This is a genomic window from Bradyrhizobium betae (assembly GCF_008932115.1).
In the GTDB taxonomy this organism is placed as follows: domain Bacteria; phylum Pseudomonadota; class Alphaproteobacteria; order Rhizobiales; family Xanthobacteraceae; genus Bradyrhizobium; species Bradyrhizobium betae.
The window spans coordinates 797,200-815,474 of record NZ_CP044543.1 but is presented as its reverse complement, the minus strand read 5'-3'; the positions used below and the strand labels follow the sequence as shown (position 1 = coordinate 815,474).

19 protein-coding genes are annotated in these 18,275 nt (G+C 63.9%); 14 read left to right on the top strand and 5 right to left on the bottom strand.

Translation table 11 applies throughout. The features are described 5' to 3' along the window. The 4 genes from F8237_RS04105 (at position 1) to F8237_RS04090 (ending at position 3,018) form a co-directional block, all read left to right on the top strand. Positions 1–756, top strand: coding sequence for an ABC transporter ATP-binding protein (locus F8237_RS04105; RefSeq protein WP_151642522.1), 756 nt, complete (start codon positions 1–3; stop codon positions 754–756). After that, on the top strand, positions 753–1,466 hold the full coding sequence (locus tag F8237_RS04100) for an ABC transporter ATP-binding protein (protein ID WP_151642521.1): 714 nt from the start codon (positions 753–755) through the stop codon (positions 1,464–1,466). Before F8237_RS04105 ends, F8237_RS04100 begins: the two co-directional genes overlap by 4 nt. Before the next feature lie 163 nt (positions 1,467–1,629). Further along, a complete protein-coding gene (locus F8237_RS04095) occupies positions 1,630–1,848 on the top strand; it encodes a hypothetical protein (protein ID WP_151642520.1) in 219 nt (72 codons plus the stop codon). A gap of 111 nt (positions 1,849–1,959) precedes the next feature. Further along, a complete protein-coding gene (locus F8237_RS04090) occupies positions 1,960–3,018 on the top strand; it encodes a YeiH family protein (protein ID WP_151642519.1) in 1,059 nt (352 codons plus the stop codon). Between the two features lie 142 nt (positions 3,019–3,160). On the opposite strand, the gene F8237_RS04085 is transcribed toward F8237_RS04090, so the two are convergent. The 5 genes from F8237_RS04085 to F8237_RS04060 all read right to left on the bottom strand — a co-directional run bounded on the left by F8237_RS04085 (position 3,161) and on the right by F8237_RS04060 (position 7,788). After that, positions 3,161–4,033 carry an ABC transporter ATP-binding protein gene (locus F8237_RS04085; RefSeq protein WP_162005864.1) on the bottom strand — a complete coding sequence of 291 codons (873 nt, stop codon included), beginning with the start codon at positions 4,031–4,033 and terminating at the stop codon, positions 3,161–3,163. Beyond that, on the bottom strand, positions 4,030–4,899 hold the full coding sequence (locus tag F8237_RS04080; protein ID WP_162006347.1) for an ABC transporter permease: 870 nt from the start codon (positions 4,897–4,899) through the stop codon (positions 4,030–4,032). Before F8237_RS04080 ends, F8237_RS04085 begins: the two co-directional genes overlap by 4 nt. Before the next feature lie 35 nt (positions 4,900–4,934). Continuing rightward, complete coding sequence (locus F8237_RS04075; RefSeq protein ID WP_162005863.1) at positions 4,935–6,356, bottom strand: ABC transporter substrate-binding protein; 1,422 nt, start codon at positions 6,354–6,356, stop codon at positions 4,935–4,937. Between the two features lie 138 nt (positions 6,357–6,494). Next, complete coding sequence (locus F8237_RS04070) at positions 6,495–7,298, bottom strand: Crp/Fnr family transcriptional regulator (RefSeq protein WP_151642515.1); 804 nt, start codon at positions 7,296–7,298, stop codon at positions 6,495–6,497. A 193-nt stretch (positions 7,299–7,491) separates the two neighbouring features. After that, positions 7,492–7,788: a gamma-butyrobetaine hydroxylase-like domain-containing protein gene (locus tag F8237_RS04060; protein ID WP_162006346.1), complete on the bottom strand. Its 297-nt coding sequence runs from the start codon at positions 7,786–7,788 to the stop codon at positions 7,492–7,494. A 195-nt stretch (positions 7,789–7,983) separates the two neighbouring features. Between F8237_RS04060 and F8237_RS04055 the strand changes: the two genes are divergently transcribed. The 10 genes from F8237_RS04055 to chvE all read left to right on the top strand — a co-directional run bounded on the left by F8237_RS04055 (position 7,984) and on the right by chvE (position 18,173). Beyond that, entirely contained in the window at positions 7,984–8,757 is a 774-nt protein-coding gene (locus F8237_RS04055) for a ferredoxin--NADP reductase (protein WP_151642512.1), read from the top strand. A gap of 104 nt (positions 8,758–8,861) precedes the next feature. Next, positions 8,862–10,604, top strand: coding sequence for a fumarate reductase/succinate dehydrogenase flavoprotein subunit (locus tag F8237_RS04050; protein ID WP_151642511.1), 1,743 nt, complete (start codon positions 8,862–8,864; stop codon positions 10,602–10,604). Positions 10,605–10,635: 31 nt separating this feature from the next. Next, a complete protein-coding gene (locus F8237_RS04045; RefSeq protein ID WP_151642510.1) occupies positions 10,636–10,869 on the top strand; it encodes a 4Fe-4S dicluster domain-containing protein in 234 nt (77 codons plus the stop codon). 2 nt (positions 10,870–10,871) lie between these two features. Beyond that, complete coding sequence (locus F8237_RS04040; protein WP_151642509.1) at positions 10,872–11,849, top strand: HEAT repeat domain-containing protein; 978 nt, start codon at positions 10,872–10,874, stop codon at positions 11,847–11,849. A 79-nt stretch (positions 11,850–11,928) separates the two neighbouring features. Then, positions 11,929–13,101 carry a fumarylacetoacetate hydrolase family protein gene (locus tag F8237_RS04035; RefSeq protein WP_151642508.1) on the top strand — a complete coding sequence of 391 codons (1,173 nt, stop codon included), beginning with the start codon at positions 11,929–11,931 and terminating at the stop codon, positions 13,099–13,101. Positions 13,102–13,369: 268 nt separating this feature from the next. Then, complete coding sequence (locus tag F8237_RS04030; RefSeq protein ID WP_151642507.1) at positions 13,370–14,146, top strand: FadR/GntR family transcriptional regulator; 777 nt, start codon at positions 13,370–13,372, stop codon at positions 14,144–14,146. After that, positions 14,143–15,069 carry a Gfo/Idh/MocA family protein gene (locus tag F8237_RS04025; protein WP_151642506.1) on the top strand — a complete coding sequence of 309 codons (927 nt, stop codon included), beginning with the start codon at positions 14,143–14,145 and terminating at the stop codon, positions 15,067–15,069. Before F8237_RS04030 ends, F8237_RS04025 begins: the two co-directional genes overlap by 4 nt. A 2-nt stretch (positions 15,070–15,071) precedes the next feature. After that, on the top strand, positions 15,072–16,148 hold the full coding sequence (locus F8237_RS04020; RefSeq protein WP_151642505.1) for an aldose epimerase family protein: 1,077 nt from the start codon (positions 15,072–15,074) through the stop codon (positions 16,146–16,148). Beyond that, positions 16,148–17,026: an SMP-30/gluconolactonase/LRE family protein gene (locus F8237_RS04015; RefSeq protein WP_162006345.1), complete on the top strand. Its 879-nt coding sequence runs from the start codon at positions 16,148–16,150 to the stop codon at positions 17,024–17,026. Before F8237_RS04020 ends, F8237_RS04015 begins: the two co-directional genes overlap by 1 nt. Before the next feature lie 73 nt (positions 17,027–17,099). Continuing rightward, complete coding sequence (chvE, locus tag F8237_RS04010) at positions 17,100–18,173, top strand: multiple monosaccharide ABC transporter substrate-binding protein (protein WP_151642503.1); 1,074 nt, start codon at positions 17,100–17,102, stop codon at positions 18,171–18,173. Positions 18,174–18,275: the final 102 nt, after the last annotated feature.

Below are 18,275 nucleotides of genomic sequence, written 5' to 3'. Positions count from 1 at the left end.
ATGCTCGAGATCCGTAACCTCGCAAAATCGTTCGGTGGCGTGAAGGCTACCAACGACGTATCGCTCGACTTTCCCGACGGCTCACTCACCGCCGTGATCGGTCCGAACGGTGCGGGCAAGAGCACCTTCTTCAACCTCATCACCGGCGCGCTGAAGCCGGATTCCGGCCAGGTGCTGCTCGACGGCGTCGATCTCGCCGGCCGTTCGCCGCCGGAGATCGTGCGCCATGGCATCGGCCGCGCGTTCCAGGTTGCCAGCATCTTCAAATCGCTGACGGTGCAGGAGACCATGCTCGCCGCCGTCAGCGCCGACCAGCGGACGTCCGCGGTGCTGCACAAGCGCTTCCCGCTGCCGCAGACGCGCGACCGCGCCGAGCACGTGATGGAACTGCTGGGCCTCGCGAGCAAACGCCATCGCACGGCCGCGACGCTGTCGCATGGCGACCAGAAGCTGCTCGATATTGCCCTTGCGCTGGTGCTCGAACCCAAAGTGCTGCTGCTGGACGAGCCGACCGCCGGCATGGGTCCGGAAGAGCGCTGGCGCATGATCGACAAGGTCCGCGAGCTCTGGGACACGCAGAAGATCACCGTCGTCTTCATCGAGCACGACATGGATATCGTGTTCATGATCGCGCCCAAGATCGTCGTACTCTGTTACGGCCGCATCCTCGCGACCGGCACGCCGGACGAAATCCGCAACGACAGCGCCGTGATCGAGGCCTATCTCGGCACCGAACATGCGGGAGCCGCCGCATGAGCGCAGCCATCATCGAGGTCGCCGATCTCGACGTTTATTACGGCACCAGCCAGATCCTGTTCGGCGTCGGCCTCTCGGTGCGGCAGGGCGAGACCATGGCGCTGCTCGGCCGCAATGGCGCCGGCAAATCCACCACCATGAAGGCGATCATGGGGCTGGCGCCGCCGCGTCGCGGCAGAGTGAGCCTGCGCGGCGCGGTGATCTCCGGCCAGAGGCCGCACCATATCGCGCGCGCCGGCCTCGGCTTCGTGCCGGAGGATCGCCAGATCTTTCCCGAGCATACGGTCGAGGACAACCTCGTCATCGGTCGCAAGAAGGGGCCGGAGGGCCAGGACGAATGGCCGATCAAGCGCATCTACGAGGTCTTTCCGCTGCTCGAGCCGCTGCGCCACCGCATCGCGGGGCGGCTGTCCGGCGGCGAGCAGCAGATGCTCGCGATCGCGCGCACGCTGATGGGCAATCCCGCGCTGTTACTGCTGGATGAGCCGAGCGAGGGGCTCGCCCCGATCATCGTGCAGCGGATCGGGGAACTGCTGCGGCAGCTTCGCCAGCTCGGATCGACCGTGCTGATCGCCGAGCAGAACATGCATTTCTGCCTGGGGCTGGCCAGCCACGCCACCGTCATCGACAAGGGCCAGATCGTCTACGCCGCCGGAATCGACGAGCTGAAGGCCAATGACGCAATCCGGCGGCGATATCTGGCCCTGTAAGCCGACCGCCGGTGCCCGAATAGGCCGAAAGAAGAAAACCATTGCCTCTGGACCATCCTGGGGAAGGAGCTTTCCCTCCGGAGGGCAAAAACGCCAATCGCTTCCATTGCCGTTTGGGACCGAAACGACGACATTCCATCCAGAAATTGATGGACTGACGGCCATGGAACGCACTGGATTTGAACCTTTCGGCGAGCAGCTGGTGTCCGCAACGGACACCCAGCCGCGGTCGCGTGCGTCCAAGATCCTGCTGCGGGTCGGCACGGGCTTGTTCTGGTCGCTGGTCGCCGGCATCGTGCTTGCGCGCGCGGCCTTCTTCGAGCCCGGCGTCTATGACGGCTTCAGCCGCGTCGCCTCGCTTGCCAAATGCCTGATCTTCTGAGCCGGATTATTCCGGGCCGAGCACAGAACTTCCCTCGGCCCTGATATGCCGAAAACTTATTCCCCAATCTAATCGTCCTGCGTATAAATCCTTCTCCTCTTGGAGAGATTTGTGTCGCAGAATCATGCATCCAGCCCGGCTGACGCCAAGCCGGCCACCGCCGCGAGTCGCATTGCGACGCTGATTCCGGGCATTCTCCTCTGCGTCCTGGTCGCCGGTGTCTCGGCCCTGCTCGAGCGGGCGGAACTGGGCGTTTTCGAGCATCCCTATGTCGAGGCGCTGGTGATGGCGATCCTGCTCGGGATGGCGCTCCGCAGCTTCTGGAAACCCGCGCCGCGCTGGCAGGCCGGCATCGCTTTCAGCGCCAAACAACTGCTCGAAGTCGCGGTCATGCTGCTCGGGGCCTCCATCAGCTTCGCCGCCATCGCGGCGTCGGGAATCGCGCTGCTGGCGTCGATCGCCGCGGTCGTCGTGGTCGCGCTGTCCGCGTCCTTCGGCCTCAGCCGCCTGCTAGGCCTCTCGACGCGGCTGTCGATCCTCATCGCGTGCGGCAACTCGATCTGCGGCAATTCGGCGATCGCGGCGGTGGCGCCGATCATTGGCGCCAACAACGACGAGATCGCGTCCTCGATTTCATTCACCGCGATCCTCGGCGTGATGATGGTGCTGGGGCTACCGCTGCTGATCCCGCTGTTGCAGTTGACGGCTACTCAATACGGCATCCTGGCAGGTCTGACCGTTTACGCGGTGCCGCAGGTGCTGGCGGCGACGGTGCCGGCGGGGCTCGTCAGCACGCAGATCGGCACGCTCGTGAAGTTGATGCGTGTGCTGATGCTCGGGCCGGTCGTCGTCGGCCTCTCGCTCGCCGCCTCGCGGTGGCAGACCGGCGCGAAGAAGACCAATGTCGGCTTCTTCCGCCTCGTGCCCTGGTTCATCCTCGGCTTTCTCGCGCTCGCGACCCTGCGCTCGCTGGAGATCGTGCCGGGCACGGTGGTGGGGCCGGTGACGAAGATCACGAACTTCCTGACCGTGGTGTCGATGGCGGCGCTGGGCCTGGGCGTGGACGTGAGGGTGCTTGCCAATGTCGGGGGTAGGGTGACGGCTGCGGTGACGCTGTCACTGATGCTGCTGCTCGGCATCAGCATCGCGCTGGTGCACTGGTTCAAGTGAATAGAGAGTAACTGCCGTAGGGTGGGCAAAGGCGCGAAAGCGCCGTGCCCACCATGTATCAGCATTCGTGATAAAAATGGTGGGCACGCTTCGCTTTGCCCACCCTACGAGGCCGTCATCCGCGTAAGCGGGGCGCGGTAACCTAGATCACGTCCGCCAGCGAGTGCCCCTGCAGCTCGATGTTCAGCCCCTGCATGCCGAGATCGGTGATCTCGCCGCCCATCGCCTTGATGCTTTCCTCGCGGATCAGTGACATCAGGCCGCGGCGCAGCGCCAGGAACTCCGACGACATCATCATCGCTTGCTGTCGCGGTCGCTCCAGCGGGATTGGGATCTCCGCCTTTATCGAGCCGGGGCGGGCGGTCATGCAGTAGACGCGGTCGGAGAGGAAGATCGCTTCATCGATGTCGTGGGTCACGAACAGCACCGAGATCTTCAGCCGCTGCCACATGTTGGTGAGGATTTGCTGCATGATGACGCGGGTCTGTGCGTCCAGCGCGCCGAAAGGCTCGTCGAGCAGCAGTACTTTGGGCCCCGTCGCGAGCGCGCGGACGATGCCGACGCGCTGCTTCATGCCGCCGGAGAGTTTTTCCGGATAGTGCTTCTCGAAGGCCTCCAACCCGGCAAGCCCCAGCAGCGTGCGCGCGGCGCGTTCGCGCTGCGAGCGCGGCATGCCGCGCATCTTCAGGCCGAACTCGACATTCTCCCGCACCGTCTTCCAGGGAAACAGCGAATATTGCTGAAACACCATGCCGCGATCGGCCCCAGGGCCGTTCACACGCTCGCCGTCGACGGTGACCACACCCGTCGTCGGCTTGAGGAAGCCCGCGACCGCATTGAGCAGCGTCGACTTTCCGCAACCGGAAGGGCCGACGATCGAGACGAATTCGCCGGGCTTCACATGGATCTGCGTGTCGGTGACGGCCTGGACCGGCCCCTCGATGCTGTCATAGCTGAGGGAGAAATTCCTGACCTCGATGTGGCCCTTCGGCGGGTTTGCAAGCATCTCGCTCATGTCGACCTCCAAGGTATCACCAATTGTCCCGCGCCCCTGATGAGCAGGCTCGATCCGAGGCCTAATACGCCGATCGCGATCATGCCGAGTGCGATGTCGGCATACTGGACCAGCGAATAGGCCTCCCAGGTGAAGTAACCGATGCCGTACTGACCGGAGATCATCTCGGCGGCGATCAGCGACACCCAGGCCACGCCCATGCCGACGGTGAGGCCTGTAAAGATGTGCGGCAGCGAGGCCGGAAAATACACGTCGCGGAAGATCGATCGCTCGCGCGCGCCGAGGCACTGCGCGGCACGCACCAGGACGGGGTCGACCAGCGACATGCCGTGCAGCGTGTTGATCAGGATCGGGAAGAACGAGCCGAGGAAGGTGATGAAGACGATGCTCTGCTCGTTGGTCGGCCACAGCATGATCGCCATCGGTACCCAGGCGATCGCCGGGATCGGCCGCAGCACCTCCGCGACCGGGAAGACGATCTCGTGCACGAGCTTGAAGCGGCCCATGATCAGGCCGAGCGGCACGCCGACGATCGCCGCGAGCGAGAAACCGACGAGGATGCGCCGGCAGCTCAGGGCGATGTGCATCAGGAATTTCGGATCGTGCGTCGCCTTGGTGAAGCTCGCATAGACCGCCAGCGGCGTGGGCACGTTGGTGAAGCGCACGAAGAACACGACGCGATAGGTCGTCAGCAGGTGCCAGGCCAGCAAGAACGCGAGCAGTGAGATGATGCCGATCGCGGTCGCGCGCAGCCCCGCCCGGTTGAGCCGGTACCAGCGCAGCGCGAATGTGCCGAACGAGGGCGGTGTCGCTTGTGGTGTAGCGGCGGGCGCGCGGCCCGCTTCTGCGATTGCGCTTGCCGGCATGCTGTCCTCGGAATGTCTGAGGATGGCGGGACTGCTCACGTCTTGCCTCCGCCGACCGCTGCCTTCACCGCGTCGTCGAAGCCGAGCACCTTGCCGCTGATCTTGGCGGCGTGGGCTTCGGCGTCCTTCTTCAGCAGGAACGGCGCAACCTCGCCATTGCCGACCGCAAAGAACGCCTGGTCGGCGAACAGCTTGATGCCGCGGGTGGTATCGAAGACATAGGCAACGTTGATCTTCTTGCCCTTGGCCTTGAAGTCGGCATAGGCCCCTAAGGTGCAGCTCGCCGACGAGTACGGCAGGATGCCGGCGTCGTCGACCCAGACCTCACCGGCCTTGCGCGGATCGGTGATCGGCTTCTTGCAGAAGGCGTCTTCGCCCTTGATTTCGTAATTGCTGGTGCTCGCAAGCTGCGCATCATAGTCGAGCTTCATCTCGGCATAGGCCTTGCGGATGTAGCTGTCGTCGACCCACTTTTTCGGATCGAATTCCTTCATGCGGCCAAGATTCTGCAGGACCTTGACGTCGGTCGTGGCTGCGTCGACCAGTGCCGGCTTGACCGTCGGATCCGTCGTCATGTTGCCGCTGGGTCCAAGGAAGATGTAGACGACCTCCTTGTTGATCCCGGTCCATTCCTGGATCTTTTCGGCGGCGAGCTTGGGATCGTCGCGCAGCCACTGGTTGGCGGCGATCAGCGCCTTGAAATAGGCAACCACGACTTCCGGATATTTCTCGGCAAAGTCGGTGCGCACCACGATGCCGTGGAAGGTCGGCAGATTGGTCTCGACGCCGTCGAAGATCTTGCGCGCGAAGCCGCGGAACGGCAAGAGCTCGGCGAAGGGGACGAAGTCGGCATGCGCGTCGATCTTCTTCTCCTGGAGGTTGGTCGAACCGACCTCCGGGCTCTGGCTGACGAGCTGGAAGAAATCGGACGCGTAGCCGCGATCCTGCATCGCCTTCAGCACCATGCCATGCGCGGCGGAGCCAAAGGGAACGCTGACGAGCTTGCCCTTGAGATCGGCGAGATCGTAGTAGGGCGAATCCTTGTGGACCACGATGCCGTTACCGGAACCGGACAGGCTGTAAGCGGCAATTCCGATCAGGCGGCTCTTGCTCTCGGGGTTACTGTCGAAGGTGAAGCCGTTCACGATCAGCGGATAGTCGCCCATCATGCCGATCTGCAGCTTGTTCGCCATCATCGCATTGGTGACGGGCGGGCCGGACGTGAAGTTCTGCCACTCCATCTCGAACTTGATGCTGGAATATTTGCCGTCCTTCGGCAGATATTTTTCGAGAAGATGAAGCTGGCGGATGACGACGCCGGCGGTCACCGTATTGGTCGTGGTGTCCTGCGTTCCGATGCCAAGCGTGACGGTTTCCGCCGAAGCCGGCTGCGCGAGCAGGAGCGCCAGCGACGTCACCGACATCGCGATCGAGAGCGTGGGAAGATGGCGGACCATTCTCATCCTCATTCCGTTGGATGTGCTGTGGTTGCCATGATTGGGTGAGGGCTCGGGCAGGGCAAATCCGGAATGAGCACCGCAGTCGATTAGTTGCCGGGAAAAGCTGATTGCATACTCCTTGGGCAGTCCTGCACTTTAAAGCCGCTTGCCTGTGCACCAACCCTTGTCGCCGCTCTGGCCGCGCATCTCTTCCAGCACGTCGGTCCGGCACACCACGATCTGCGAGCGCTTGGTCACGACGATTCCCTTCTCCTGCATCCGCTTCAGGCTGATCGTCACCCATTGCCGGGTGGCGCCGACCATGTGGGCGATGTCGGCATGGGTGAAGGCGGCGGCAATCACCCGGCCGTCGGCATCCTCGACGCCGTAGAGCTCGACGAGATGCAGCAGCAGATGCGCGAGGCGCTGCGTGATCGAGCGCGTTCCCAGCATCTGAGCCAGCGCCGAATAGCATTTGCCCTTGAAGGTGAGACCCTCGATCAGGCCGATCGCAAGATTCGGGATCTCGACCGCGAGCGAGCGCAGCTCCTTCCCTGGCAGGTGCACGACGCTGCAATTGCTGGATGCGACGCCGGACCATTGATGCACGGTGCCTTCGAACACTTCGGGTCCGCCGACGAAATTGCCGACATGCCAGTAGGCGAGCGTAATCTCGCGCCCGAGCGGCGAGGTGTAGAACACGCGGATGCGGCCGCTCTCGATCAGCCAGATGCCGTCGTGCTTGCCGCCCTGGCTGAACAGCGTCTGGCCGCGGTTGAGCACCTTTCGGCGGCCCTGCTTCAACACCAGCTCCCGCTCGCGCGGTGTCAGCTTGTCCATCAGCGGCGGCGGCCCGCCGATCCATTGCTGGTTTTCGGTGAGTAGCAGCGAGGAACCACCCGCAGGCCGAACGATCGGGGGAACAGCCCCGCGAACCACATTGGCCGCCTGCAACATCATCCGCCTCCGGAACGTTCAAACCGTTCTAAAGAGGAGCAATGTCCGTGCCAGATGGGGTGGGAGCGCTCACACTGGTGTCATTGCCCGCGAAAGCGGGCGATCCAGTATTCCAGAGACGTCAATGGGATACGGAGAAGCCGCGGCGTACTGGATTCCCCGCTTTCGCGGGGAATGACAGTGGAGTTGGAGGTGCCTACCGCCCCGCCAAACTCAGCAAATACGGCTTCGGATAAATCCCCCTGTTGTGCCCGTCCGAAAACGAGATGTTCAGCCCATAACCGAGATCGCCGATCCCGGTAATCGCGATGCCCGGAAACGCTTCGGGGAAGCGGCCGTCGAAGCGGGCGCGGGTGCAGTGGGCGCATTTGCAGGAGAGGCGAAGCTGCTCGGCGGGCAGGCTCAGCGCATCGTCCTGCGTGGTGCGGATGAGGAGCGTCGCGAGATCGGCGCTGGCTTCGTAGTCGGCCACGGTTGGTGCCACGGAGATCATGGTCATGCTGGCTTCTACGTCATTACAGGCGAGCGCGAATAGCAACTAATTGCCGGCGCCGGCGCAGCGGCGCTGCCTTCTCGCCGGTCGTCGCCGGTGAAATGTGAAACTAATCGACCGGGAATCCCACTTCCGCATTGCCCGATTCCTCCCGCTCCGAAACCTTGCGCCAACGCAGGCAAGGAGAGCTGACGGATGAGCGCATTTCAGAAGGAAACGGTTTTGTCGGTCAGGCACTGGACCGATTCCCTGTTCAGCTTCACCGCGACGCGCGATCCCGGCTTCCGCTTCCAGAACGGCCAGTTCGCGATGATCGGCCTCGAGGTCGAGGGCAAACCCCTGATGCGGGCCTACAGCATGGCGAGCGCCAATCACGAAGAGGCGCTCGAGTTCTTCTCGATCAAGGTGCAGGACGGCCCGCTGACCTCGCGCCTCCAGAAGATCAGGGAAGGCGACATCATCCTGGTCGGCCGCAAGGCGACGGGCACGCTGATCACCGGCAATCTCATTCCGGGAAAGCGCCTGCTGCTGCTCTCGACCGGCACCGGGCTCGCGCCCTTTGCCAGCCTGATCAAGGACCCCGACGTCTACGAGAACTACGAGACCATCGTGCTCGCCCATGGCTGCCGCCAGGTCTCGGAGCTTGCCTATGGCGAGCACCTCGTGGAAGGCCTGCGCAACCACGAATTCTTCGGCCCCCTGATCCGCGACAAGCTGGTGTATTACCCGACCGTGACCCGCGAACCGTTCAGGAATCGCGGCCGGATCACCGACCTGATCGCCTCCAACCAGATGTTCGATGACATCGGACAAGGCGGCCTCGATATCGAGACGGACCGCATCATGCTGTGCGGCAGCCCGGCGATGCTCGAGGAACTCCCGGCGATGTTTTCCGCGCGGGGCTTCGTCGAAGGGAACCACAGCCAGCCAGGTCATTTCGTGATCGAAAAGGCTTTCGTCGAGCGCTGAGGCGCAAATCGATCTTCGGCGACAACTAATTGCTATCGCCGGAAAGCCCCCTGAACAAATCTGATGCAAAGGCGCCGGACCTGCCGGCGGACCAGGAGCAAGCGATGGCACTAGATCAGATCGTCGACGGACTTTCGGAAGTTTCCTGCGATGTGCTGGTGATCGGCGGCGGCACCGCCGGCCCGATGGCGGCGCTGAAGGCGAAGCTGAAGAACCCGAAGGCGAATGTCGTTCTGCTCGAAAAGGCCAACGTCAAGCGCTCCGGCGCGATCTCGATGGGCATGGACGGGCTGAACAACGCCGTCATCCCCGGCTATGCGACGCCGGAGCAGTACACCAAGGAAATCACCATCGCCAACGACGGCATCGTCGACCAGAAGGCGGTCTATAAATACGCGCAGAACTGTTTTGGCATCATCGAGGAACTCGACAGCTTCGGCATCCGCTTCCTCAAGAACGAGAACGGCGACTACGCCGTCAAGAAGGTGCACCACATCGGCACCTACGTTCTGCCGATGCCGAACGGCGAGACCGTGAAGAAGGCGCTGTATCGCCAGCTCCGGCGTGCCCGCATCCTGATCTCCAACCGTTACATGGCGACGCGGCTGCTCAAATCGAGCGACGGCCGCATCGCCGGCGCGATCAGCGTCAACACCCGCACCGCCGAAATGCTGGTGATCAAGGCCAAGGCCGTGATCCTCTGCATGGGCGCCGCCGGCCGCCTCGGCCTGCCGACCTCCGGCTACATGTTCGGCACCTATGAGAACGCCGCCAATTCCGGCGACGGCTATTCCATGGCCTATCACGCCGGCGCCGCGCTCGCGAACCTCGAATGCTACCAGATCAACCCGCTGATCAAAGACTACAACGGCCCCGCCTGCGCCTATGTCGCCGGCCCCTTCGGCGCCTTTACCGCCAACAACGAGGGCTCGCGCTTCATCGAATGCGACTACTGGTCCGGCCAGATGATGCTGGAGTTCTACAACGAGCTGCTGTCCGGCAAGGGCCCGGTGTTCCTCCAGCTCAAGCATCTGCACCCCGACACGATCTCGGAGATCGAGTCCACGCTGCACAAGGTCGAGCGGCCGACGCGCGGCCTGTTCCAGCAGGGGCGCGGGGTCGACTATCGCAACGAGTCGATCGAGATGCACATCTCCGAGATCGGATTCTGCTCAGGCCACAGCGCTTCCGGCGTGTTCGTCGACGACAATGCCCGCACCACCGTGCCCGGCCTCTATGCCGCCGGCGACATGGCAAGCGTGCCGCATAATTACATGCTCGGCGCTTTCACCAACGGCTCGGTCGCCGGCATCGACGCGATGGAGTTCGCCGACAATCACGACTTTGCGGAGTTCGACGCCGCTGACGTCGCCAGGGAGCGCGACCGCGTGCTGGCGCCGACCAAGCGCGAGGACGGCATTCCGCCGAACCAGGTCGAGTACAAGACCCGGCGTCTCGTCAACGACTACCTCCAGCCGCCGAAGGTCACGCGCAAATACGAGCTCGGCATGCGCCGCCTCGCCGAGACGCGGCAGGACATGCAGGAGCATATGATTGCGCGCAATGCGCACGAATTGCTCCGCGCCCTCGAAGTGCAGTCGATCATGGATTGCGCCGACATGGCGGTACATGCCTCGCTCTACCGCGAGGAGAGCCGCTGGGGCCTCTATCATTGGCGCACGGACTTCCCGGAGAAGGACAACGAAAACTGGTTCTGCCATACGCTGCTCTCCAAGCAGAGCGGCAAGATGACCAGCGAGAAGCGCGCAGTGGAGCCGTACGTCGTCCCGATCGCCGACGACGAGAAGGACCTCTACGACAAGCAGCGCATCCGCGCCTCCGCCTGATCCACCGCAACTTAGCAACAGGAGATCAACGATGCCTCTCGCTTCCTATCAGACATCGGTTCCGGTGGTCGTTGACGACGCCAAATGCATCGCCGACAAGGGCTGCACCGTGTGCGTGGACGTCTGCCCGCTCGACGTGCTGCGCATCAGCGACATGACCGGCAAGGCCTACATGGCCTATGACGAATGCTGGTACTGCGCGCCCTGCGAGGCGGATTGCCCGACCGGCGCCGTCACCGTCAACATTCCCTATCTCCTGAGGTAGTCATGTCGAGCCCGTTCGAATCCTACGACGATCTCGAAGACGCCGACGAGCGGCTTCAGGCCGCCGACCCCGGCGAGCGCCGCGTCGCGGTCATCGCGCTCGGTCATTCCGGTGATCCGGCAGCGGTTCCTCATCTCGCCAATATGGTCGCCGATCCCGACGCGGGCGTGCGCCAGCAGGTCGCGATGGCGCTCGGCGAGTTCGACGGGCCGGAGGCTGCGAGCGCGCTGGTCAAGTTGCTGGTCGATCCTGAGAGAATCGTCGCTGCCGCCGCGGCCGACAGCATAGCCGAGTTCAAGAATCCCGCTTGTGCCGAGATCATCCTGCCGCTGGTGAAGCATGCCCATGCGTTCGTCCGCATGGGCGCGCTGCGTGCGCTGAAGGAGCTGCGCTGCAAGGACACGCTGAAGCCGGCGCTGGAAGCGTTGCTTGATACGGACGCTGCCGTGCGCGTGCAGGCGATCGGCGTGATCGGATTCCTCAAGCTCGAAGAATCCATCCCCGCTCTGACTGCGTTGATCAACGATCCGGACGCGCATGTGCGGCGTGCCGCCGTGAGCGCGCTGGCGTTCTCCCAGCTGAAGCCGGCGGCCGAGACGATCACGCGCGCGCTGAAGGATTCCGACTGGATGGTCCGCGAGATGGCGGCGGAAACGCTGGGCCTCAACGTCAACGGTTCGATCGCCGCCGACCAGCTCGTGGGCGCGCTCGCTGACGAATTCTGGCAGGTGCGGCTGAAAGCCATCCGCAGCCTCGGCAGGATGAAGATCGAGCGCGCGGTACGCCCGATCGGAAATTGCATCAATCACGACCAGGCCAATCTGCGCAAGGAGGCCGCCGCCGCGCTTGGCGAGATTGCCCATCCCGACGGCGAGGCGTTCCTGGCGGTCATCGCCGACGACGCCGATCCCGACGTGCGCAAGAATGCGCGCTGGGCGCTCCAGCAGATCGCGGCCCGGAAGGCGCGGGCAGGGGCATAGCCGAGAGGCATCCTGCCGCTCTGGACTTCCGGAGCCAGACGTTTATTGGTCTTCGCCAAGAAACAGCGAGGACGCGGCCATGACGACACTGACGACCAAGGATCTTCTCCCTGAGGACGGCACGCGGGGAACGTTGGTGGGCCGTGTCTGGCTGCCGCAGGCGAACGGCCCGGCCGTGGTCGCCGTGCGCGGCGACGGCGTGTTCGACGTCACCGCGAGATTTCCAACCGTCAGTGCGCTCTGCGAAGAGGATGCTCCGGCGAAGGCGCTTGCCGCGACGAAGGGCGAGCGGATCGGCGATCTCGATGCGATCGTCGCCAACACGCCGCCCGATCGGCGCGATCCGAAAAAGCCGTGGCTGCTCGCGCCGGTCGATCTCCAGACGCTGAAGGCCGCCGGCGTCACTTTCGCCATCTCGATGCTGGAGCGCGTCATCGAAGAACGCGCGAAGGGCAATCCTGCGTCAGCCGAAGCGATCCGCAAAGAGGTGACGCGGCTGATCGGTGACGATCTGTCAAAGCTCAAGCCGGGCTCGGACCAGGCGATGCGGCTGAAACAGGTGCTGATCGATCAGAACGCCTGGAGCCAATATCTCGAGGTCGGCATCGGTCCCGATGCCGAGGTCTTCACCAAGGCGCCAACCTTGTCCTCGGTCGGCACCGGCATGGATGCGGGGCTGCATCCGAAGTCGACCTGGAACAATCCGGAGCCCGAGCTTGTGCTGTTCGTGTCGAGCCGCGGCAAGATCGTCGGTGGCGCGCTCGGCAACGACGTGAACCTGCGCGACTTCGAGGGACGCTCGGCGCTGCTGCTGTCGAAGGCCAAGGATAACAATGCGTCCTGCTCGATCGGCCCGCTGCTGCGCCTTTTCGACGACAGTTTTTCACTCGACGACGCGCGCAAGCTGGACATCAGCCTGAACGTGAAGGGGGCGGATGGTTTCGTCCTCGACGGCCATTCCTCGATCAGCATGATCAGCCGCGATCCCACCGACCTCGTCGAGCAGACCATCGGCAAGGTGCATCAATATCCTGATGGATTCGTGCTGTTCCTCGGCACGATGTTCGCGCCGGTGAAGGATCGCGATGCGCCGGGGCAGGGGTTCACCCACAAGCGCGACGACATCGTCACGATCGCCGCACCCCAGCTCGGCAAGCTCGTCAACCGCATGCGGACCAGCGACGAGTGCGAGCCCTGGACCTTCGGGATCGGCGCGCTGATGAAGAACCTCGCGCAGCGGAAGCTGATCTAGGCTCCGGCGTTCGCGGGCGGCCGAAGATTTCGGTCGGCCGTCGCGTTTGCGCCTTCATCTTGGCGTTGCATGTCTGGAACAAAATCGCGCTCGGCGTGTCATAGGATGTGCCGCCCGCGCAATCCCAAGGGATAGACGAATAGTCAGATAATATGACTAGTCAGCCCTGAGCTTCCGTGAAATACTAGCCCAAATTGCTCCAAATGGAGCGCGTGTGGGTGCCATCTTACCAAAATGGACGCTCGCCGGCATTCGGGAGAGGCGTCTCATGACCTCGCGCATCGTGGTCATTCCGACCAAGCGCGCGCATTCCAACCACGCAGAAGTTGCCCGCTCGATCGGCATCGACATCATCGCCGGCCGCTATCCGGAGGGGATGCGGCTGCCGGGCGATGCCGAGATGATCGCGATGTTCGGCGTGTCGCGACCAGTGCTGCGTGAGAGCGTGAAGACGCTGGTCGCCAAGGGCCTGCTCACCACCAAGGCGCGGGTCGGCACCGTCGTGCGTGAGCGCGCGGCCTGGAACATGTTCGACGCCGATGTGCTGGCGTGGCATCTGGATGCGGGCATCGACAGGCGCTTCCTCAATGATCTCGCCGAGATCCGTCTCGCGGTCGAGCCGCGCGCGGCTGTGCTCGCGGCGGCGCAGCGGTCCGAGGAGGATGTCGCCGAGCTTCGTCGCAGCATGGAGCGCATGCGGCTTGAAGCGTCCGATTCCGTCGGCTTCGCAGATGCCGATCTCGCGCTGCATGTCGCGGTGGCGCGAGCCTCGGGCAATCTGTTCATGCGCTCGATCGGGCACGTCATCGAGGCTGCGCTGCGTGCCTCGTTCCTGCTCAGCGCTCCGGTCGCACCGGAAGACCGTGACACCGTACTGCTCTGGCACCAGAAGATCGTCGATGCCATCGCGGCCGGCGATGCCGAAGCCGCGTCGGAGGCTATGGTCCATGTCATTCACAACGGCATCCGGCGCCATGAAGGCACTGTGATCGAGGTTGAGCCCGCCGGGGCGCTGCCATCCGCTGATACGGGAGAGCCGGCGTGAGCGAACTCCGCATTGCCATCGTCGGCTTCGGCAAGATCGCGCGCGACCAGCATGTCGGCGCCATCGCCGCGACGCCGGGGGCGACGCTGGCCGCCATTGCCAGCCACGATGGTTCGCTCCCGGGAGTGCCGTGTTTCACCGGCGTCGAGGAGTTGCTTGAGAAGGGGCCGCCGATCGATGCGGTCTCGTTGTGCACACCGCCTCAAGCGCGGCGTGCCGCGGCCGCGGCAGCGCTCGCTGCCGGCAAGCACGTCATGCTGGAGAAGCCTCCCGGCGCAGGCGTTGCCGAGCTCGATCCCCTGATCGCGTTGGCGGCGGAGGCGAAGCGGACGCTGTTTGCGGCCTGGCATTCGCGCTGTGCGCCGGCGGTCGAACCCGCGCGCGAATGGTTGATGGCGCGCCACATCAAGTCCGTGCACATCAACTGGAAAGAGGATGTCCGCATCTGGCATCCCGGGCAGGCCTGGATCTGGCAGCCGGGCGGTCTCGGCGTGTTCGATCCCGGCATCAACGCGCTCTCGATCCTGACCCGTATCCTACCAAAGCCGGTCTTCGTCACCGCGGCGGAACTGGCCTTTCCCGCCAATTGCCAGGCGCCGATTGCCGCGAAGCTGTCGCTGGCCGACATCGATGGTCTGCCGGTCACCGCCGAATTCGACTTCCGCCAGACCGGTCCGCAGAGCTGGGACATCGCCGTGGAAACCGACCGGGGGCAGATGACGTTGTCCGGCGGCGGGCGGCGCATGTCGATCGACGGCAACGCCGTCGCCGAGGCACCGGATCAGGAATATCGCGAATTGTATCGGCGTTTCGTCAAGCTCTCCGTCACAGGCGCGAGCGATGTCGATCTGGCGCCGCTGCGTCTCGTCGCGGATGCCTTCCTGCTCGGCAAGCGCACGATCGTCGAACCTTTTGTGGACTGACCATGGCTGGCTCGAGAACAGAAAAAGACGTCTTCGGAACGCTGCCGGATGGCCGCAACGTCGAGCGCATCATGCTGCGCGGGGAGGGCGGCTTCGAAGCCCGCATCATCACCCATGGCGCGGTGATTCAGGCGCTGATCGCGCCGGACGCCAAAGGAAACCACGACGACGTCGTGCTCGGCCATGATGCATTTGCCGGTTATCTCGCCGAACGAAAGTTTCTCGGCGCTACCGTCGGCCGCTACGCCAACCGTATTGCCAGGGGACAGTTCTCGCTCGACGGCGAGACGTTTCAGCTTCCGGTCAACAACGGCCCGAATGCGCTGCATGGGGGGCTGGACGGGTTTGACCGCAAGCTCTGGGAGATTGTCGGGATCGACGACGGCACCGAGCCGGCGGTGACGCTCACCTATGTCAGCCCACATGGCGAGGAGAATTATCCCGGGCGGCTCGATGTGCGCCTGACCTATCGCATCACCGGCCCGACCGAGCTGTCGCTCATCATGGAGGCGCGAACGGATCGACCGACCATCGTCAACTTGACCAACCACAGCTTCTTCAATCTGGAAGGCGCCACGTCAGCCACGCCCATTCTCGACCACAAGCTGACAGTCGCAGCCGATGATTTCCTCGCCATTGACCCCACCGCGATCCCGCTGCCGGAGCCGCCGCGCGCGGTGGCCGGTACGCCGTTCGATTTCCGCGATGCGCGTCCCGTCGGCGAGCGCATCCGTGACAACGATGAGCAATTGCGCCACGGCAAGGGTTACGACCACACTTATTGTCTGGGGCGCGATGGCAAGCTCGCATTCGCGGCGCGGCTGGAGGCGCCGCGCTCGGGGCGCATCATGGAGCTCTTCACCAATCAGCCCGGGCTTCAGGTCTATTCCGGCAACTATCTCGACGGCACGATCTCGGGGAAGGGCGGCAAGCTGATCCGGCAGTCGGACGCGATGTGCCTGGAGCCGCATATCTGGCCAGACGCGCCGAACCGGCCGGACTTTCCGAGCCCGCGCCTCGATCCCGGCAGTGTCTATCGCCATCACACCGTCTATCGCTTTGGGGTAAGGGCGCCATGATGGAGCAGGTGCCGACCTCCGTCCTCTCGGCCGAGCCGTGCCATCTCGGCGAAGGGCCGACCTATGACGTTGCAACCGATACCGCATGGTGGTTCGACATTCGCGAGGGACGTCTGTTCGAGGCACATCTTGGCAGCGGCAGCATTCGCGTCCACCCACTCGGCCGGATGGCGAGCGCGCTCGGGCGCGTCGATGCCGAACGGCAGCTGATCGTCGCGGAGGACGGTCTCTACATCCGCAACATAGCCGATGGCGTGATGGCGCTGTTCTGTCCGCTCGAAGCCGACAATCCCGGCACGCGTTCGAACGATGCCCGCGTGCACCAATCCGGCACCTTCTGGATCGGGACCATGGGCAAGCAGGCTGAGCGCGGGGCGGGGGCGATCTATGCGCTTCATCGCGGCAAGATCTCGACGCTGTTTCCCGGCATCAGCATTCCGAATTCGATCTGCTTCTCGCCGGATGGCACCACCGGCTACTTCACCGACACCGCCCGCGCCGTGCTCTACGCCGTGCCGCTCAATCCTGCGAGCGGCCTGCCGCGCGGCGAGCCGGAGGTGCTGCTGCGCCACTCCGGCATTGGCGGGCTCGACGGCTCGGTGTGCGACGCCGACGGACAGATCTGGAACGCCTGCTGGGGCGCGAGCCGTATCGATGTCTATTCGCCGCAAGGCGAGCGTCTGCGCTCACTCGGCGTGCCGGCAAAGCAGGCGAGCTGCCCGGCCTTCGTCGGCCCGAATCTGTCGCGTCTGCTCGTCACCTCGGCCTGGCAGGACATGGACGCCGCGGCGCGCGCCGATGATCCGCAGGCCGGCTGCACTTTTCTGTTGGAGGCATCCGCGCGCGGTCGCGCGGAGCCCGACGTCAAGCTCGCATAGGAGACCAGAGGCCGCCCACGACCGACGTTCGCGACGAAACCAAGAAACAGTCTGACACCCAAGGGAGTGAAACATGCTGAAACTGAAGACGACATTCCTGGCACTGGCACTGGCCGGCGCTGCGACGATGGCCGTAGGCGCTAATGCCTCTGCCCAGGACAAGGCGACCGTCGGCATCGCCATGCCGACGAAATCCTCGGCGCGCTGGATCGACGACGGCAACAACATGGTCAAGGTGCTGAAGGAGCGCGGCTACAACACCGATTTGCAATATGCCGAGGACGACATCCCGAACCAGCTCTCGCAGGTCGAAAACATGGTCACCAAGGGCGCCAAAGCGCTGGTGATCGCCGCGATCGATGGCACCACGCTGTCCGACGTGCTCAAGCAAGCGAAAGCAAAAGGCATTATCATCATCGCCTATGACCGCTTGATCCGCGGCACGCCGAACGTCGACTACTACGCGACCTTCGACAACTTTCAGGTCGGTGTGCTCCAGGCGCAGTCGATCGAGCAAGGGCTCGGCCTGAAGGACGGCAAGGGTCCGTTCAACATCGAGCTGTTCGGCGGCTCGCCCGACGACAACAATGCCTACTTCTTCTACAACGGCGCGATGAGCGTGCTGAAGCCGTACATCGACAGCGGCAAGCTCGTCGTCGCCTCCGGCCAGATGGGCATGGACAAGGTCGCGACCTTGCGCTGGGATGGCGCCACCGCCCAGTCCCGCATGGACAATTTGCTCAGCGCCTACTACGGCAACAAGAAGGTCAACGCCGTGCTGTCGCCCTATGACGGCCTCTCGATCGGCATCATCTCATCGCTGAAGGGCGTCGGTTACGGCAGCGCCGGCCAGCCGATGCCGATCATTTCGGGCCAGGACGCCGAGGTGCCCTCGATCAAGGCCATGCTGCGCGGCGACCAGTATTCGACCATCTTCAAGGACACCCGCGACCTCGCCAAGGTGACCGCCGACATGGTCGACGCCGCGCTCGCCGGCAAGCAGGTCACGGTGAACGACACCAAGACCTACGAGAACGGCGTCAAGACGATCCCGTCTTACCTGCTCAAGCCGGTCGTGGTCTACAAGGACAATTGGGAGAAGCTGCTGGTCGAGAGCGGCTATTACAAGAAGTCGCAGTTTCAGTAGACCATCTTGTTCCGTCATTCCGGGGCGATGCGTAGCATCGAACCCGGAATCTCGAGGTTCCGGGTTCGCCCTTCGGGCGCCCCGGAACGACGGTTGAAGCCT

Coding starts and splice junctions, on each gene's coding strand:
- F8237_RS04085 (WP_162005864.1), bottom strand. CDS start 4,033: ATGAGCGAGATGCTTGCAAACCCGCCGAAGGGCCACATCGAGGTCAGG.
- F8237_RS04030 (WP_151642507.1), top strand. CDS start 13,370: ATGACCTCGCGCATCGTGGTCATTCCGACCAAGCGCGCGCATTCCAAC.
- F8237_RS04100 (WP_151642521.1), top strand. CDS start 753: ATGAGCGCAGCCATCATCGAGGTCGCCGATCTCGACGTTTATTACGGC.
- F8237_RS04105 (WP_151642522.1), top strand. CDS start 1: ATGCTCGAGATCCGTAACCTCGCAAAATCGTTCGGTGGCGTGAAGGCT.
- F8237_RS04055 (WP_151642512.1), top strand. CDS start 7,984: ATGAGCGCATTTCAGAAGGAAACGGTTTTGTCGGTCAGGCACTGGACC.
- F8237_RS04040 (WP_151642509.1), top strand. CDS start 10,872: ATGTCGAGCCCGTTCGAATCCTACGACGATCTCGAAGACGCCGACGAG.
- F8237_RS04080 (WP_162006347.1), bottom strand. CDS start 4,899: ATGCCGGCAAGCGCAATCGCAGAAGCGGGCCGCGCGCCCGCCGCTACA.
- F8237_RS04075 (WP_162005863.1), bottom strand. CDS start 6,356: ATGGTCCGCCATCTTCCCACGCTCTCGATCGCGATGTCGGTGACGTCG.
- F8237_RS04060 (WP_162006346.1), bottom strand. CDS start 7,788: ATGATCTCCGTGGCACCAACCGTGGCCGACTACGAAGCCAGCGCCGAT.
- chvE (WP_151642503.1), top strand. CDS start 17,100: ATGCTGAAACTGAAGACGACATTCCTGGCACTGGCACTGGCCGGCGCT.
- F8237_RS04095 (WP_151642520.1), top strand. CDS start 1,630: ATGGAACGCACTGGATTTGAACCTTTCGGCGAGCAGCTGGTGTCCGCA.
- F8237_RS04070 (WP_151642515.1), bottom strand. CDS start 7,298: ATGATGTTGCAGGCGGCCAATGTGGTTCGCGGGGCTGTTCCCCCGATC.
- F8237_RS04015 (WP_162006345.1), top strand. CDS start 16,148: ATGGAGCAGGTGCCGACCTCCGTCCTCTCGGCCGAGCCGTGCCATCTC.
- F8237_RS04050 (WP_151642511.1), top strand. CDS start 8,862: ATGGCACTAGATCAGATCGTCGACGGACTTTCGGAAGTTTCCTGCGAT.
- F8237_RS04035 (WP_151642508.1), top strand. CDS start 11,929: ATGACGACACTGACGACCAAGGATCTTCTCCCTGAGGACGGCACGCGG.
- F8237_RS04045 (WP_151642510.1), top strand. CDS start 10,636: ATGCCTCTCGCTTCCTATCAGACATCGGTTCCGGTGGTCGTTGACGAC.
- F8237_RS04020 (WP_151642505.1), top strand. CDS start 15,072: ATGGCTGGCTCGAGAACAGAAAAAGACGTCTTCGGAACGCTGCCGGAT.